This is a genomic window from Lelliottia sp. 7254-16 (assembly GCF_002922995.1).
GTDB classification, from domain to species: domain Bacteria; phylum Pseudomonadota; class Gammaproteobacteria; order Enterobacterales; family Enterobacteriaceae; genus Enterobacter; species Enterobacter jeotgali.
Genome location: NZ_PQVS01000005.1, coordinates 201,000 through 216,772, shown reverse-complemented (window position 1 = coordinate 216,772; position 15,773 = coordinate 201,000). Strand labels below are relative to the sequence as shown.

At 55.7% G+C, this 15,773-nt stretch carries 14 protein-coding genes and 1 other annotated feature; of the genes, 8 read left to right on the top strand and 6 right to left on the bottom strand.

Annotation, left to right across the window (positions count from 1 at the left end; genetic code table 11):
• Window positions 1-208: 208 nt before the first annotated feature.
• The 5 genes from thrL (at window position 209) to C3708_RS09805 (ending at window position 5,585) form a co-directional block, all read left to right on the top strand.
• Entirely contained in the window at window positions 209-277 is a 69-nt protein-coding gene (thrL, locus tag C3708_RS23580; protein WP_107704209.1) for a thr operon leader peptide, read from the top strand.
• Window positions 216-334: a sequence feature (Thr leader region), on the top strand. (Overlaps the previous gene by 62 nt.)
• Before the next feature lie 23 nt (window positions 335-357).
• A complete protein-coding gene (gene thrA / locus C3708_RS09820) occupies window positions 358-2,820 on the top strand; it encodes a bifunctional aspartate kinase/homoserine dehydrogenase I (RefSeq protein ID WP_103947133.1) in 2,463 nt (820 codons plus the stop codon).
• Between the two features lies 1 nt (window position 2,821).
• Entirely contained in the window at window positions 2,822-3,751 is a 930-nt protein-coding gene (gene thrB / locus C3708_RS09815; protein ID WP_095280694.1) for a homoserine kinase, read from the top strand.
• A gap of 3 nt (window positions 3,752-3,754) precedes the next feature.
• Window positions 3,755-5,041 carry a threonine synthase gene (gene thrC, locus C3708_RS09810; protein WP_095280695.1) on the top strand — a complete coding sequence of 429 codons (1,287 nt, stop codon included), beginning with the start codon at window positions 3,755-3,757 and terminating at the stop codon, window positions 5,039-5,041.
• 247 nt (window positions 5,042-5,288) lie between these two features.
• Window positions 5,289-5,585: a DUF2502 domain-containing protein gene (locus C3708_RS09805; RefSeq protein WP_103949166.1), complete on the top strand. Its 297-nt coding sequence runs from the start codon at window positions 5,289-5,291 to the stop codon at window positions 5,583-5,585.
• A gap of 69 nt (window positions 5,586-5,654) precedes the next feature.
• Here the strand turns inward: C3708_RS09805 and yaaA are convergent, their stop codons facing one another.
• Both yaaA and C3708_RS09795 read right to left on the bottom strand, forming a co-directional pair.
• The gene (gene yaaA, locus C3708_RS09800; protein WP_103949165.1) at window positions 5,655-6,428 is read right to left on the bottom strand and encodes a peroxide stress protein YaaA; all 774 of its coding nucleotides are present in this window, start codon (window positions 6,426-6,428) and stop codon (window positions 5,655-5,657) included.
• Window positions 6,429-6,494: 66 nt separating this feature from the next.
• A complete protein-coding gene (locus C3708_RS09795) occupies window positions 6,495-7,925 on the bottom strand; it encodes a sodium:alanine symporter family protein (protein WP_095280698.1) in 1,431 nt (476 codons plus the stop codon).
• Between the two features lie 260 nt (window positions 7,926-8,185).
• On the opposite strand from C3708_RS09795, the gene tal reads away from it, so the two are divergent.
• From tal to C3708_RS09780, 3 genes are all read left to right on the top strand, one after another.
• Window positions 8,186-9,139, top strand: coding sequence for a transaldolase (tal, locus tag C3708_RS09790; RefSeq protein ID WP_095280699.1), 954 nt, complete (start codon window positions 8,186-8,188; stop codon window positions 9,137-9,139).
• Window positions 9,140-9,254: 115 nt separating this feature from the next.
• Complete coding sequence (gene mog, locus C3708_RS09785) at window positions 9,255-9,842, top strand: molybdopterin adenylyltransferase (RefSeq protein WP_103949164.1); 588 nt, start codon at window positions 9,255-9,257, stop codon at window positions 9,840-9,842.
• A gap of 121 nt (window positions 9,843-9,963) precedes the next feature.
• Window positions 9,964-11,265 carry an MFS transporter gene (locus tag C3708_RS09780; protein WP_103949163.1) on the top strand — a complete coding sequence of 434 codons (1,302 nt, stop codon included), beginning with the start codon at window positions 9,964-9,966 and terminating at the stop codon, window positions 11,263-11,265.
• On the opposite strand, the gene C3708_RS09775 is transcribed toward C3708_RS09780, so the two are convergent.
• From C3708_RS09775 to C3708_RS09760, 4 genes are all read right to left on the bottom strand, one after another.
• The gene (locus tag C3708_RS09775; protein WP_103949162.1) at window positions 11,252-12,376 is read right to left on the bottom strand and encodes an ABC transporter substrate-binding protein; all 1,125 of its coding nucleotides are present in this window, start codon (window positions 12,374-12,376) and stop codon (window positions 11,252-11,254) included. The two genes, C3708_RS09780 and C3708_RS09775, sit on opposite strands and share 14 nt — an antisense overlap.
• Window positions 12,377-12,399: 23 nt before the next feature.
• On the bottom strand, window positions 12,400-13,173 hold the full coding sequence (locus C3708_RS09770) for an ABC transporter ATP-binding protein (protein WP_103949161.1): 774 nt from the start codon (window positions 13,171-13,173) through the stop codon (window positions 12,400-12,402).
• Window positions 13,173-14,174, bottom strand: a complete 1,002-nt coding sequence (locus C3708_RS09765; RefSeq protein WP_370446876.1) for a FecCD family ABC transporter permease — start codon at window positions 14,172-14,174, stop codon at window positions 13,173-13,175. The genes C3708_RS09770 and C3708_RS09765 overlap by 1 nt, the downstream gene beginning before the upstream one ends.
• A 256-nt stretch (window positions 14,175-14,430) precedes the next feature.
• Window positions 14,431-15,681: a chloride channel protein gene (locus C3708_RS09760; protein WP_095280705.1), complete on the bottom strand. Its 1,251-nt coding sequence runs from the start codon at window positions 15,679-15,681 to the stop codon at window positions 14,431-14,433.
• Between the last annotated feature and the right edge of the window lie 92 nt (window positions 15,682-15,773).

Here is a 15,773-nt window from a genome sequence, read left to right as displayed (position 1 = left end):
TCTGACATTTGTTTTTCGTATGGATTAACTGTCTGTGTATAAGGGTTGCAACTGGTGGTATGCGGTTAAAAATAAAACCGCAAGCAGCGGGTCGTGAAAGGGTTACAAATTGTGATCAAAGTAAAAATTCATTGACTTAAGGTGCCGGATACTTTAACCCTAAAAGGATACAGGACAGACAGAAAACAACACAGAGCACACAACATCCATGAATCGCGTTAGCACCACCACCATTACAACAACCATCATCATTACCACAGGTAACGATGCGGGCTGACGCGTAACAGGAAAAACAGAAAAAAGCCCGCACCTGAACAGTGCGGGCTTTTTTTTCGACCAAAGATCACGAGGTAAACCATGCGAGTCTTGAAGTTCGGCGGTACATCAGTGGCAAACGCAGAACGTTTTCTGCGCGTTGCCGATATCCTGGAAAGCAACGCCAGGCAGGGGCAGGTGGCTACCGTGCTTTCTGCTCCGGCGAAAATTACGAACCACCTGGTAGCGATGATTGAGAAAACCATCGGTGGTCAGGATGCCGTTGTGAACATCAGCGATGCCGAGCGTATTTTTGCAGAACTGCTTCAGGGACTGGCCGATATCCAGCCGGGTTTCCCGCACGCTCAGCTCAAGGCCTTTGTGGAGCAAGAGTTCGCCCAGATCAAACACGTTCTGCACGGCATCAGCCTGCTGGGCCAATGCCCTGACAGCATCAACGCGGCGCTGATTTGCCGCGGTGAAAAACTGTCCATCGCCATCATGGCGGGGCTGCTGGAAGCGCGCGGTCACGCTGTCTCGGTGATCGACCCGGTCGAAAAGCTATTGGCCGTTGGGCATTACCTCGAATCTACCGTAGACATCGCTGAATCCACGCGCCGCATCGCGGCCAGTAAAATCCCGTCTGAGAATATGATTTTGATGGCGGGCTTTACCGCCGGGAATGAAAAAGGCGAACTCGTGGTGCTGGGCCGTAACGGTTCTGACTACTCCGCCGCCGTGCTGGCTGCCTGTTTACGCGCTGATTGTTGCGAAATCTGGACCGACGTTGACGGCGTGTATACCTGCGATCCGCGCCAGGTACCGGACGCAAGGCTGTTGAAATCGATGTCTTATCAGGAAGCGATGGAGCTGTCGTATTTCGGCGCGAAAGTTCTCCACCCGCGCACCATCTCTCCGATTGCTCAGTTCCAGATCCCCTGTCTTATCAAAAACACCGGTAATCCGCAGGCACCGGGCACTCTGATTGGCGCCAGTCATGACGAAGACGATTTGCCGGTAAAAGGTATCTCTAATCTGAACAACATGGCGATGTTCAGCGTCTCCGGGCCGGGCATGAAAGGCATGGTCGGCATGGCCGCGCGCGTCTTTGCTGCCATGTCCCGCAACGGCATTTCCGTGGTACTTATCACTCAGTCCTCCTCGGAATACAGCATCAGCTTCTGCGTGCCGCAGGCCGATTGCGCCCGTGCGCGTCGTGCTCTGGAAGAAGAGTTCTATCTGGAGCTGAAAGAAGAGCTGCTGGAACCGCTGTCTATCCAGGAGCGTCTGGCGGTTATCTCGGTCGTCGGTGATGGAATGCGCACTCTGCGCGGGATCTCTGCCAAATTCTTTGCTGCCCTGGCGCGCGCCAACATCAATATCGTGGCCATTGCTCAGGGTTCTTCCGAGCGCTCCATTTCCGTTGTCGTGAGCAATGACGATGCAACAACCGGTGTGCGCGTAACGCACCAGATGCTGTTCAACACCGATCAGGTGATCGAAGTGTTTGTGATTGGCGTCGGCGGTGTCGGCGGGGCGTTGCTGGAGCAGGTGAAGCGTCAGCAAGGCTGGCTGAAGAACAAACATATCGATTTGCGCGTGTGCGGCGTGGCGAACTCTAAAGCACTGCTGACCAACGTGCATGGCCTTAATCTTGAAAGCTGGCAGGACGAGCTGGCGCAGGCCAAAGAGCCATTTAATCTTGGCCGATTGATTCGCCTGGCTAAGGAGTATCACCTGCTGAATCCGGTGATTGTGGACTGCACCTCAAACCAGGCCGTAGCAGACCAGTATGCTGACTTCCTGCGCGAAGGCTTCCACGTGGTAACGCCGAACAAAAAGGCCAATACCTCGTCGATGGATTACTACCATCAGCTGCGTACCGCCGCCAGCAAGTCACGTCGCAAGTTTCTGTACGACACTAACGTCGGTGCAGGCCTGCCGGTGATTGAGAACCTGCAAAACCTGCTCAATGCGGGTGACGAACTGCAGAAATTCTCCGGCATTCTTTCCGGATCGCTGTCGTTCATTTTCGGCAAGCTGGATGAAGGGATGAGTCTTTCTGAAGCCACCCGCGCGGCGCGAGAGCTGGGCTATACCGAGCCGGACCCACGTGACGATCTCTCCGGGATGGACGTGGCGCGCAAGCTATTGATCCTCGCCCGTGAAACTGGCCGCGAGCTGGAGCTGTCCGATATTGTTATCGAGCCAGTGTTGCCTGCGAGTTTTGATGACAACGGTGATGTCGCCACGTTTATGGAACGCTTGCCGCATCTTGACGATGACTTTGCGGCGCGCGTGGCGAAAGCCCGTGATGAAGGCAAAGTATTGCGCTATGTTGGCAACATTGAAGACGACGGCGTGTGCCGCGTGAAGATTGCCGAAGTGGACGGGAACGATCCGCTCTTTAAAGTGAAAAACGGCGAAAACGCTCTGGCGTTTTACAGCCATTATTATCAGCCATTGCCGTTGGTGTTACGCGGTTACGGCGCAGGGAATGATGTGACAGCGGCTGGCGTGTTTGCCGATCTGCTGCGTACCCTGTCATGGAAGTTAGGAGTTTAACATGGTGAAAGTTTATGCCCCGGCTTCCAGCGCCAATATGAGCGTCGGATTTGATGTGCTGGGTGCGGCGGTTACGCCTCTCGACGGTTCTTTGCTGGGTGATACCGTCACCGTCGAAGCGGCGGACAGTTTCAGCCTCAATAATATTGGCCGCTTTGCCAGTAAGTTGCCGCCAGAACCGCGCGAAAATATTGTTTATCAGTGCTGGGAGCGCTTCTGTCAGGAGATCGGCAAAAACGTGCCGGTTGCCATGACCCTCGAAAAAAGTATGCCGATTGGCTCGGGCCTCGGCTCCAGCGCCTGTTCCGTCGTCGCCGCGCTGGTGGCGATGAACGAACACTGTGGTAAACCGCTGAATAATACCCGCCTGTTGTCGCTGATGGGCGAGCTGGAAGGGCGCATCTCTGGCAGCATTCACTACGATAACGTCGCGCCGTGCTTCCTCGGCGGCATGCAGCTGATGATCGAAGAGAACGGCATTATCAGCCAGCAGGTGCCAGGCTTTGATGAGTGGCTGTGGGTGCTGGCGTATCCGGGGATTAAAGTCTCGACCGCCGAAGCGCGCGCGATCCTTCCTGCGCAGTATCGCCGTCAGGACTGTATCGCGCATGGTCGCCATCTGGCGGGCTTTATTCACGCCTGCTACACCCGTCAGCCAGCGCTTGCCGCGAAGCTGATGAAAGATGTGATTGCCGAACCTTACCGCACCAAACTGCTGCCGGGCTTCAATGAAGCGCGTCAGGCGTCGATGGATATCGGCGCGCAGGCGTGCGGCATTTCGGGCTCCGGTCCGACGCTGTTCGCATTATGCGATAAGCCAGATACCGCGCAGCGCGTAGCGGACTGGTTGTCGAAAAACTACCTGCAAAATCAGGAAGGCTTTGTTCATATTTGCCGTCTGGACACGGCCGGCGCACGAGTACTGGGATAAACGATGAAACTCTACAATCTTAAAGATCATAACGAGCAGGTGAGCTTCGCGCAGGCCGTGACTCAGGGGCTGGGTAAAAATCAGGGGCTGTTTTTTCCGCACGATTTGCCCGAATTTAGCCTCACTGAAATAGACGAAATGCTGAAGCAGGATTTTGTCAGCCGCAGTGCGAAAATCCTGTCTGCCTTCATTGGCGATGAAATTCCACACGAGCTGCTGGAAGAACGCGTGCGTAGCGCCTTTGCCTTCCCGGCACCGGTGAAATCCGTTGAGCCGGATATCGGCTGTCTGGAGCTGTTCCACGGTCCAACTTTGGCGTTTAAAGATTTCGGCGGGCGCTTTATGGCGCAGATGCTGACCCACATCAGCGGCGACAAACCGGTTACGATTCTGACTGCCACGTCGGGTGATACCGGCGCGGCGGTAGCTCATGCGTTTTACGGGCTGAAAAACGTCCGCGTAATCATTCTTTATCCGCAGGGGAAAATCAGCCCGCTGCAGGAAAAACTGTTCTGCACGCTGGGTGGCAATATTGAAACCGTCGCCATCGACGGCGACTTTGATGCCTGCCAGGCGCTGGTGAAAAAGGCTTTCGACGACGAAGAACTGAAAGTAGCGCTGGGGCTGAACTCTGCAAACTCGATTAACATCAGCCGTCTGCTGGCACAGATTTGCTACTACTTCGAAGCGGTGGCACAACTGCCGCAGGAAGCGCGTAATCAACTGGTTGTCTCAGTGCCAAGCGGTAACTTCGGTGATTTGACCGCTGGTCTGCTGGCGAAATCTCTCGGCCTGCCGGTGAAGCGTTTTATCGCTGCGACTAACGCCAACGACACGGTTCCACGTTTCCTGAAAGACGGGAAATGGACGCCAAACGCGACCCAGGCGACGCTGTCAAACGCGATGGACGTTAGCCAGCCGAACAACTGGCCGCGCGTGGAAGAACTGTTCCGCCGTAAGATCTGGCGTCTGGGCGATCTGGGCTATGCGGCAGTGAGTGATGACACCACCAAAGAGACGATGCGCGAGCTGAAAGCGGTGGGGTATACCTCTGAGCCGCATGCCGCGATTGCCTATCGTGCGCTGCGTGACCAGCTTAATCCGGGCGAGTACGGGCTGTTCCTCGGAACGGCGCATCCGGCGAAGTTCAAAGAGAGTGTGGATGAGATTCTGGGTGAATCGCTGCCACTGCCAAAAGAGTTGGCCGATCGCGCTGACCTGCCGCTGCTGTCCCACAACCTGCCGGCAGATTTTGCGGCGTTGCGTCAGTTGATGATGACGCGCGGTTAATTATTGTGTCGGGTGGCGGCTTCGCCTTACCCGACCTACATAATTCACACTGTAGGCCGGGTAAGGCGAAGCCGCCACCCGGCTTTTTTGTGAAGAAATTATGGAGGAAAAACGCAGGGAATAAGTAGAAATTCCCAATAAATGCGGTCACTTACAGATTAGGATTGCAGAGAATAACATCCCCGACTTCCCTCACGTAATCTCCTTCCATCGGCCCACGTTGGGCAAGAATGAAAAGGAGTCACCTATGTCTAAATTGAAACCTGCACTGCTCGTGCTTTCACTGATGCTGGTCGCTCCCACGCTGGTACACGCCGGAGAAATCACCCTGATTCCGGCGGTAAAATTACAGATTGGCGATCAGGACAGAAGCGGACACTACTGGGATGGCGGTCGCTGGCGCGATCATGACTGGTGGAAATCGCATTACGAGTGGCGCGACAACCGCTGGCACCAGCATGACGATCATCGCGACCACCATGACAATCGTCACGGCGATAAACATGACGATCATGGACGTGGACCGGACTGGAAGCATCATTAACAACGCCTGATGGCGCTGCGCTTATCAGGCCTACGAGTAGCCCCGGTAAGCGTAGCGCCACCGGGGAAATTACTGCTCGTGCCGCTTAAACACCAGCTCGCCTTTCCCTGACGCTTCGCCGTCAAAGACATATCCGTCAGTGTTAAATTGGGTCAACTGCTCTGGCTTAGTCAGGCGGTTCTCAATGATGTAGCGGCTCATCAGCCCACGCGCTTTTTTGGCGTAGAAGCTGATCACTTTAAACTTGCCGTTCTTCTCATCCAAAAATACCGGCTTGATGATTTCCGCGTTGAGCTTTTTCGGCTTCACGGATTTGTAGTATTCGTCGGAAGCCAGGTTGATGACGATGTTATCGCCCTGCGCTTTCAGCGCGTCGTTCAACTTCTCGGTGATGATATCGCCCCAGAAGTGGTAAAGATCTTTGCCTTTGGCGTTTTCCAGACGGATACCCATCTCCAGGCGATACGGCTGCATCAGATCCAGCGGGCGCAGCACGCCGTATAAACCTGAAAGCATGCGCAAATGCTGCTGGGCAAAATCGAAATCGGCTTCGCTGAACTCTTCGGCCTGTAATCCGGTGTAAACATCGCCTTTAAACGCGAGGATCGCCTGACGGGCATTTTTCGGCGTGAAGTCCGGGTGCCAGTCGTGGAAGCGGGTGGCGTTGAGATCGGCCAGTTTGTCGCTGATGCTCATCAGCTTGCCGATCTGCGGGGCTGAAAGTTTACGCGCCTCACGGATCAGCTGCTGTGAATGGTCCAGCAGTTCGGGCTGGGTATAGCGCTCGGTGGCGAGCGGGCTCTGGAAATCGAGCGTTTTTGCAGGTGAAATCAGAATCAGCATATCCAGTCCTTGCAGGAAATTTAGTGCGACTTTAGCAAAAAAATGGCCTGATGAGATCGATGGCTGTTATTGACGTGGCAAATCATCCCAACTTCCCGGCGCAATTTGTGACTCAATTTCTGGATAACGGGTGGCGTCAAACACTGGCTGAACCCCGAGCTTGCGCTGGCGCAAATAGTCGCGGGCGATGAGCGTCACCACCGGCGACAGCAGCAAAATTGCCGTCAGGTTGGTAATGGCCATCAGCGCCATAATCACATCCGCCAGTTGCCAGACCAATGGCAGGCTCATCACCGAGCCGATCAGCACCATTCCCGCGATACCAATGCGCAAAAACCACAGCGTTTTACGCGAATCGAGACGCAGGAATATCAGATTGTTTTCGGCATAAATGTAATTGGCGACGATAGAGCTGAAGGCAAACAGCATGACAATCAGCGAGACAAATCCCGCGCCCCAGGTGCCGGACAAATTGACCAGCGCCTGCTGAACAAGCTGGATGCCTGCGGTGCTCGACGTATGAGCGACAGGCCCTGCCAGCAGAACAATCATTGCGCTGGCCGAACAGATGATGATGGTATCGGTAAACACCCCGATCATCTGCACGATCCCCTGCGCTGCCGGATGCGGGGGCCATGATGCCGCTGCCGCTGCGGCATTCGGCGTGGAGCCCATTCCTGCTTCATTCGAGAACATGCCGCGCTGAAAGCCCGCCGTCAGCGCCTGGCTGACAGTGTATCCCAGCGCGCCTGCTGCGGCCTCTTGCCAGCCAAATGCGGCTTTAAATATTGCGGCAATCACCGCCGGAACCTGTTCGATATGCATGGCCGTCACCACGAGGCTGGCGATCACCCACAGCAGCGCCATCACCGGAACCATCCACTGCATCAGGCGCGCAACGCCTCTGATTCCGGTCACGATGACTAAGAGTGTGAGTACGGCAAGGGAAACGCCTGTTATCCATTCAGGGAAGTCGAACGCATAGCGCAGCGCGTGGGCCACTGAGTTGGCTTGCACGGTGTTAAAAATGAGGCCATAAGCCGCGAGAAGGAAGATTGAAAACAGGACGCCCATCCAGCGCATTCCAAGGCCTCGGGACATATACCAGGCCGGGCCGCCGCGAAACTGACCGTTTTTATCGCGCTCTTTGTAGAGTTGTGCCAATGAGCACTCGGCAAAGGAGGTCGCCATACCAATCATGGCCGTTACCCACATCCAGAACACCGCGCCAGGACCGCCCGCGCTGATGGCAAGCGCGACACCGGCTAAATTCCCACTGCCGACGCGCGCGGCAAGGCTGGTGCAAAGCGCCTGAAAGGAGGTTAATCCACCGGGCTGTGGGCTGACGCTGTTTTTAAGACTTTTGCCAAACTGGCGAATATAGCGAAATTGAATAAAACCGCTGCGGACGGTAAACCAAATTCCGGCCCCCAGTAATAAATAGATCATTACTGAGCCCCACAGGACTTCATTAATAAAAGCGAAGAAATCAGGCATTAACGTCCCTCTTGTTGATGCCACTGAATAGATACGCGGTAACGCTGAATGAGCACGCTGTTAATTAGCAGGCTGTTAATATTTCGAGTTTACCATACTATCAGTAAGCGCACTGTCTGCGGTTGCGCTGTCATTCCGTCGTGTTATCATCAGGGCAGACCGGTTACATCCCCCTAACAAGTAAACCTGTCATTTTTCCGCTGCTGGCAGGCTGTCGGTAGCGTGAATTATCCAGGGCACGTTAAAAGAGAAACACTATCATGACGGATAAATTGACCTCCCTTCGTCAGTTCACCACTGTCGTAGCTGACACCGGAGATATCGCGGCAATGAAGTTGTACCAGCCGCAGGATGCCACAACTAACCCTTCTCTGATTCTTAACGCCGCGCAGATCCCTGAGTACCGCAAACTGATCGACGAAGCTGTGACCTGGGCGAAAAGCCAGAGCAACGATCGTGCGCAGCAGGTTGTGGATGCAACTGACAAACTGGCTGTGAATATCGGTCTGGAAATCCTGAAACTGGTTCCGGGTCGTATTTCTACCGAAGTTGACGCGCGTCTGTCCTACGACACCGAAGCGTCTATCGCTAAAGCCAAGCACCTGATCAAACTGTATAACGATGCGGGCATCAGCAACGATCGTATTCTGATCAAACTGGCTTCCACCTGGCAGGGCATCCGCGCTGCAGAACAGCTGGAAAAAGAAGGCATCAACTGTAACCTGACTCTGCTGTTCTCCTTCGCTCAGGCGCGTGCGTGTGCAGAAGCAGGTGTGTACCTGATTTCTCCGTTTGTGGGCCGTATTCTGGACTGGTACAAAGCCAACACCGACAAGAAAGAGTACGCAGCATCAGAAGATCCAGGCGTGGTTTCTGTGACTGAAATCTACGAATACTACAAACAGCACGGTTATGAGACTGTCGTCATGGGCGCAAGCTTCCGTAACGTCGGTGAAATCATCGAGCTGGCTGGCTGTGACCGTCTGACCATCGCCCCTGCGCTGCTGAAAGAGCTGGCAGAGAGCGAAGGCGCACTGGAGCGTAAACTGAGCTACACCGGCGAAGTGAAAGCGCGTCCAGAACGCATCACTGAATCCCAGTTCCTGTGGCAGCACAACCAGGATCCAATGGCGGTAGACAAACTGGCGGACGGTATCCGTAAGTTTGCTGTTGACCAGGAAAAACTGGAAAAAATGATCGGCGATCTGCTGTAATCATTCTTCATGGCCGGGCGTTTGTCCGGCCATGTTACTTCGTTCGTCCCCTGTCTGATTTCCCCCTCTGCGTGTATCATTCCTCTTAATCAGTATTGTTATGAAGGGAATAGATATGAATACCTTACGCATCGGCTTAGTGTCGATTTCTGACCGCGCGTCCAGCGGCGTTTATGCCGATAAAGGCATCCCGGCTCTGGAAGAGTGGCTGGCAGCCGCGCTCACCACACCTTTTGAACTGCAAACCCGTCTGATCCCGGATGAACAGCCGATAATCGAGCAAACCCTGTGCGAGCTGGTGGACGAAATGAGCTGCCATCTGGTGCTGACCACCGGCGGAACAGGCCCGGCGCGTCGTGATGTCACGCCTGATGCGACAATGGCGGTAGCCGATCGCGAAATGCCTGGTTTCGGCGAGCAGATGCGTCAGATAAGCCTGCACTTTGTGCCGACGGCGATCCTGTCGCGCCAGGTGGGGGTTATCCGCAAACAGGCGCTGATCCTCAATCTGCCGGGCCAGCCGAAGTCGATCAAAGAGACGCTGGAAGGTGTAAAAGCCGAAGATGGCAAAGTGGTGGTGGCGGGGATTTTTGCCAGTGTACCGTATTGTATACAGCTGCTTGACGGCCCTTACGTCGAGACCGATCCGCAAGTGGTAGCAGCTTTTCGCCCGAAAAGCGCACGTCGCGAAACATTATCCTGAAATGAATGCGTTTGTGACATAAGCTACAGCCTCAATGGCGTGTTAATTTATTTACGGTATAGTCATTTTTTCTTTACGATTACTGTAAAACTAAATCAACACCGCTGGTAAAAGGTTCGCTATGTCACATTACACCCGGCCTCTGAATCGTCAGGACTACAAAACGCTCACGCTCGCGGCTCTCGGCGGCGCGCTGGAGTTTTACGATTTCATCATTTTCGTCTTCTTTGCCGCCGTGGTGGGGGAACTCTTCTTCCCGGCGGATATCCCTGAATGGCTGCGTCAGGTTCAGACCTTCGGCATATTTGCTGCGGGCTATCTGGCGCGTCCGTTGGGCGGCATTATCATGGCGCACTTTGGCGATTTGGTCGGGCGCAAAAAAATGTTCACCCTCAGTATTCTGCTGATGGCGGTCCCGACGCTGGCGATTGGCTTGCTGCCGACGTATGCCTCGATGGGCATTGTTGCGCCGGTATTGCTGCTATTGATGCGCATTTTGCAGGGCGCGGCGATTGGCGGCGAAGTGCCGGGCGCATGGGTGTTTGTCGCTGAACACGTTCCGGCGCGTCGCATCGGGATCGCCTGCGGGACATTAACCGCCGGGCTGACCGTCGGGATTTTGCTCGGCTCGGTCGTTGCGACGCTCGTCAATACCAGCATGACCCCACAGGCTGTGCATGAGTGGGGCTGGCGTATTCCGTTCCTGCTTGGAGGGGCGTTTGGCCTGGTGGCGATGTATCTGCGCCGCTGGTTACAGGAGACGCCAATTTTCCTTGAGATGCAGCAGCGTAAAGCGCTGGCGCAGGAACTTCCGGTGAAAGCCGTGGTGGTGCGCCATCAGAAAGCGGTGGTGATTTCCATGCTGCTCACCTGGCTGCTGTCCGCAGGAATTGTGGTGGTGATTTTGATGTCGCCGGTCTGGCTGCAAAAACAGTACGGCTTTGCTCCTGCGGTGACGCTGCAGGCCAACAGCATTGCCACCATTATGCTGTGCTTTGGCTGTCTGATTGCCGGCCTGGCGGCGGATCGCTTCGGTGCCAGCCGCACGTTTATCATCGGCAGCCTTCTACTGGCCGCATCGAGCTGGGCGTTCTATCACCTGGCGGGCGCACATCCGGAACAGCTGTTCCTGCTCTACGGCGTGGTGGGGCTGTGCGTCGGCGTTGTCGGGGCAGTGCCTTACGTCATGGTTCGTGCTTTCCCGGCGGAAGTGCGCTTTACAGGGATATCATTTTCCTACAACGTCTCGTACGCCATCTTTGGCGGCTTAACGCCGATTGCCGTCACGCTACTGATGGGCGCGTCGCCGATGGCGCCGGCCTGGTACGTGCTGGCACTTTCGCTGATGGGGTTAGGGCTTGGGATCTGGCTTCGCGGTGAGCGCCATCAGTTGATGGCGCACGCGCAGGCTAATGAGGGGTAAAGCTCAGGATGATGTTGTCATCCGGGATATGCGTAAAGCTTTTGATCAGCTCGTGATAGTCCGCCTGTGGATCAACATCTTTAAAAAGCGTTGGGTAGAAGATTTTACTCAACGCTTCAATAGCAATGATGTTGTACGGATTGTTGTAAAAATGATGGTACAACGCGCCGGTATGCCCTTGTGCAACGGCAGGGATGCTGCTCACGCCCTGACGCGCAACCAGCGCATTAAAGGCGCTAGCGACATCACTTTCCGCCACGTTGTAGCCAAACGGAATAATCGCGGTGCCTTTGCCTGAGCGTTTTGAACCGGTCATCAGGTAGTAATCTGGATTCAGGGAAATAATTTTCTCCACCGAGATATTCCCGGTTGCGCCCGGCAGCAGTTGCGAGCCAATATTCACGCCGCCTGCGGCCTCCACCAGTCCGCCCCAGCCGTTGTGCGCATGGGTGAAACAGCAGCCGTTATCCAGTCCGGCCACGCCAGCGATCGGCTCGATAAACACCAGTGGTTTTTTCTCTGCTTCCGTCAGGCGCTGATGAATCCGGTCCAGACGCTGCTGATAGAAATCGACATAGGCCTGCGCACGATCCGTCTGGCCTAACACCTTGCCCAGCAGATCAATGCTCGGCAGGGTGTTTTCCACCGGATGCAGCTCGTAATCGACGAAGACTACCGGGATGTGCAGGGCCTCAAGCTGGGTTAACACACCGCTTTGCGTCAATGACGGTTTAGCACGCAGCTGGGCAATCATCAGATCCGGATGGCGCGAGATCACCGTTTCAAGATCGACATTCCCCTGATCCGAGAACTGCATATCGAGGATCTTCTCGGCTTCTGGCCATTTGCGCTTCAGCACGTTCCAGGTTTCGGTGTCCTGTTTCTTCGGCAGGTTGTTCCACGCCACCACTTTGGCGAAAGGATCGTCGCGCTCCAGCATTGCCAGCGTCAGAATATCGCGGCCATCCTGCAAGATAATGCGTTGCGGCTCCTGAGGGATCGTCACCGTGCGGTTATCCATATCCTTCACGGTCACAGGCCAGTTTTGCGCCATCGCCAGCAGCGGCGAGAGCAGCAGCACTGCGCCGAAGATTGTCTTCTTAATGTTCATACTTCCCCGTCTCACGTTTATTGTTATGTTGTTAACCCATCGACCACCACATGCGGCAGCCCTTGTGAACATTGTTCCACCCGGCCTTTTACGCCGTAGACCGTCGCCAGATTTGCAGGCGTGACCACCTCGCGTGGAATGCCGCTCGCAACCAGCGCGCCTTCTTTGAGCATCACCGCATATTCGGCGTGGCGTAGCGCGATATTGATGTCGTGGATCACCACCACCGTCACGATATTGCGCAGTCGCGTTTCGCGGGCAACGATGTCCATGACGTGAAACTGATAGTTGAGATCGAGGGCGCTGAGCGGTTCATCCAGAAGCAGAAGATCGGGCTGGCGGATCAGCGACTGGGCCAGGCCAATCAGCTGTTTTTGTCCGCCGGAAAGCTGGTCGAGATAACTCATTGCCAGATGGGCGACGCCGAGTTTTTCCAGGATCGCAAAAGCTTCCTCCCCGGCGTTGCTGTCAACGGGAGAGCCGCTGGCGCGTCTCGCGACAATCACCGACTCCAGGGCATGCAGATGCACGCCTGCCGCGAGCGACTGCGGCAAATACACCACTTTTTGCGCCCGCTGCGCGGAGGGCAACGTCATCAAATCTTCGCCGTTCAGTTCAAGCTTGCCCTGGGCAGGATTCAGATCGGCCATCGCGCGCAGCAGCGTCGATTTCCCCGAACCGTTTGGCCCTAATAACGCGGTGATTTTTCCGCGCGGCAGCAGGGGCGTCGTCAGCCCGTCGATGATTTTCTTTTTGCGATAGCCGGTGTGCAGGTTGGTGACGATCAATCCATCCATTACAGCGTCCCCCGGTGGCGAATAATGATGCTCAGGAAGAACGGCACGCCGACCAGTGAGGTGACGATTCCAACCGGAATGATGACGCCGGGAACGATATTTTTGGACAGAACCGAGGCCAGCGAGAGCACCAGCGCGCCGATCAGCATGCTGCCAGGCAGGTAAAAGCGATGGTCTTCGCCAAACATCATGCGTGAAATATGCGGGGCGACCAGACCGATAAACCCGACCGGGCCGACAAACGCCACCGTCAGCGCAGAGATAATGCTGATGCGCAGCAGCGTCGCCAGCCGTAGTTTGCGCACGTTGATGCCAAAACTCACGGCCCTGTCTTCGCCAAGGCGCAGGGCGGTGAGCTTCCACGCGTTTTTCAGCGACAGCGGGACGACGATGATTAACACCACGAGCAGAATCGCGAGTTTATCCCACGACGCGCGGGCCAGGCTGCCCATCGTCCAGAACACCAGCCCCTGCAAGGTATCTTCGCTGGCGACAAACTGCAAAATGGAGATTAGCGCGTTAAAGGTGAAGACCAGGGCGATACCAAACAGCACCACGCCGGAGGTGGCGACGCGCGTCCAGCGGCTGATGCCGTCGAGAACGAAGCAGGCCATTAGCGCAAAGACAAAGGCATTGGCGGAGATAAACCATTGATCGGGAATACCGGGGATTCCCAGCCCAAGAATAATCGCCAGCGCGGCGCCAAAGGAGGCAGCAGAGGAGACGCCCAGCGTAAACGGGCTGGCGAGCGGGTTATTCAGAATGGTTTGCATTTCAGCGCCCGCCAGGCCCAGCGCCATTCCCACGACCACGGCCATCAGGGCGAAGGGCAGGCGTAAATCCCAGACAATCACCCGCGTGCCCGCGTCTGCGGAGGCGGCATCAAACAGCGTGTGCCACAGGGTGGTGATGGAAATTCCGGAAGGCCCGAGGGTAAAATCCAGCAGCAGCGAGAAGATGATCATCAGCAGGATCGCGCCTGCGACGATAAAGCGTTTCATCACGACTTTACGGTACTGTGACGCCACCGCCGATCCGTCAGGTTTCACGCTGGCGACAAGAGGGGAACTCATTGGCTTACCTTATGCAACAAAAGCAGAATCGTAGTTTATCCCGAAACGTTCCTGTCCAGTTGCTGCCTGATATCCAATATCCGGGGATGCTCCCGGCGACAATATTCGGGATGATAATGCTTATCAATTAAAATCATGAGAAGAGCGCAGCTCGTTTAGCTGCGGTTGCTGTTTTGTGCAAAAATCAGCCTTCCAGGTGTCGGCAGGTCATATAGGCTCCCGTCACGCACAGGGCCATCGGCACCAGAAAACTGTGGTCCATCCGGGTGGATTCCATGACCAGCACAACGGCGGTGATCGGCATTTGCAGGGAGGCGGCGAGAAAACCCGCCGCACCTGTTAATGCAAAACTCGCCATATCGGTTCCGGGGAAGGCTTTCCCCAGCAGAATAAACAGTACCGAGCCGAGCAGGCCGCCCACGGCGAGGCCCGGCGTCAGCAAACCGCCCTGAGCACCGGCGCGCAGTACCGCCCAGATCACCACCACTTTAAGAATGAGGATCGCGATGGCGAGCTGGAGTGTCACATCGCCGCTAAGGGCGAGCTGCGTCGGGCCTTTACCGTTGCCGGGCAACTGCGGGAACCAGACGGATAATGCGCCCAGCGCGGTAAACGCGATCAGACTAAAAAGCGGCATTTGCCAGTTGCTACGCACTTTACTGCGTGCGCGCTGGGTAACGCGACGAAACAGAAACGCTGCGCCGCCGAACAGCGGGCCGGATAGCGCTCCCCAAAATACCAGCGAGGTGGCGGCGATTTCGGTGGTGAAGTGGTACTGATGTTCGTCACCCAGGCCCAGAGTAGCGATCCACGCCGCCAGCGCGGACGTTACCAGCGCTGCGACGGCTTTCTCCCAGCTAAAACTGACGAGTAAAACCTCAAGAGTAAAAATGGCTCCGGCCAGCGGAACGTTATAAACCGCCGCCAGCCCGGCACCCGCGCCGCAGGCGATCATCAACTGGATATCGGCGGCGCTCAGGTGCAATCGACGGGCGACGCCACCAGCAAACAGTGCGCCGACTTCGCGGGGAGCGACTTCACGGCCCAACGGCGAGCCCATCGCGACGGTGACAATTTGCAGCAGTGCGTTAATGAGTGTGGTGACGGCGGGCATTGGTTTATCAGGGTTTTTTATTGCTTCACCGATGCTGACACGTTGCTTTGCAAAGCGAGCGAGTAACCACCAGCCGATTCCCGCCACCAGCCCTGCGGAAGTGAGAGCGAGAAAACGACGCTGGGCGCTGGCATCCGTCACGCCCTCTAAAAAGGACTGCGGACTGATCAGGAGCGTTTGGCTGTATCCGTACACCAGATGTTGAATCTCATGCAGTAACATAGCGAGCAGCATACCGCCCAGCCCCGCCAGAATCCCGGTGAGCAGTAAAGCAGTCCAGCGATGCAGCCAAAAGGCGCGAGACGGATCATGAGCCATCATACGGAATGTCTTAATAAAAAGAGGGAGAAACAGTGTCCCACAAAGCGGCAAAACGCGGAATCAATCAGAAGAATTAAAGCGGGAGATTCGTG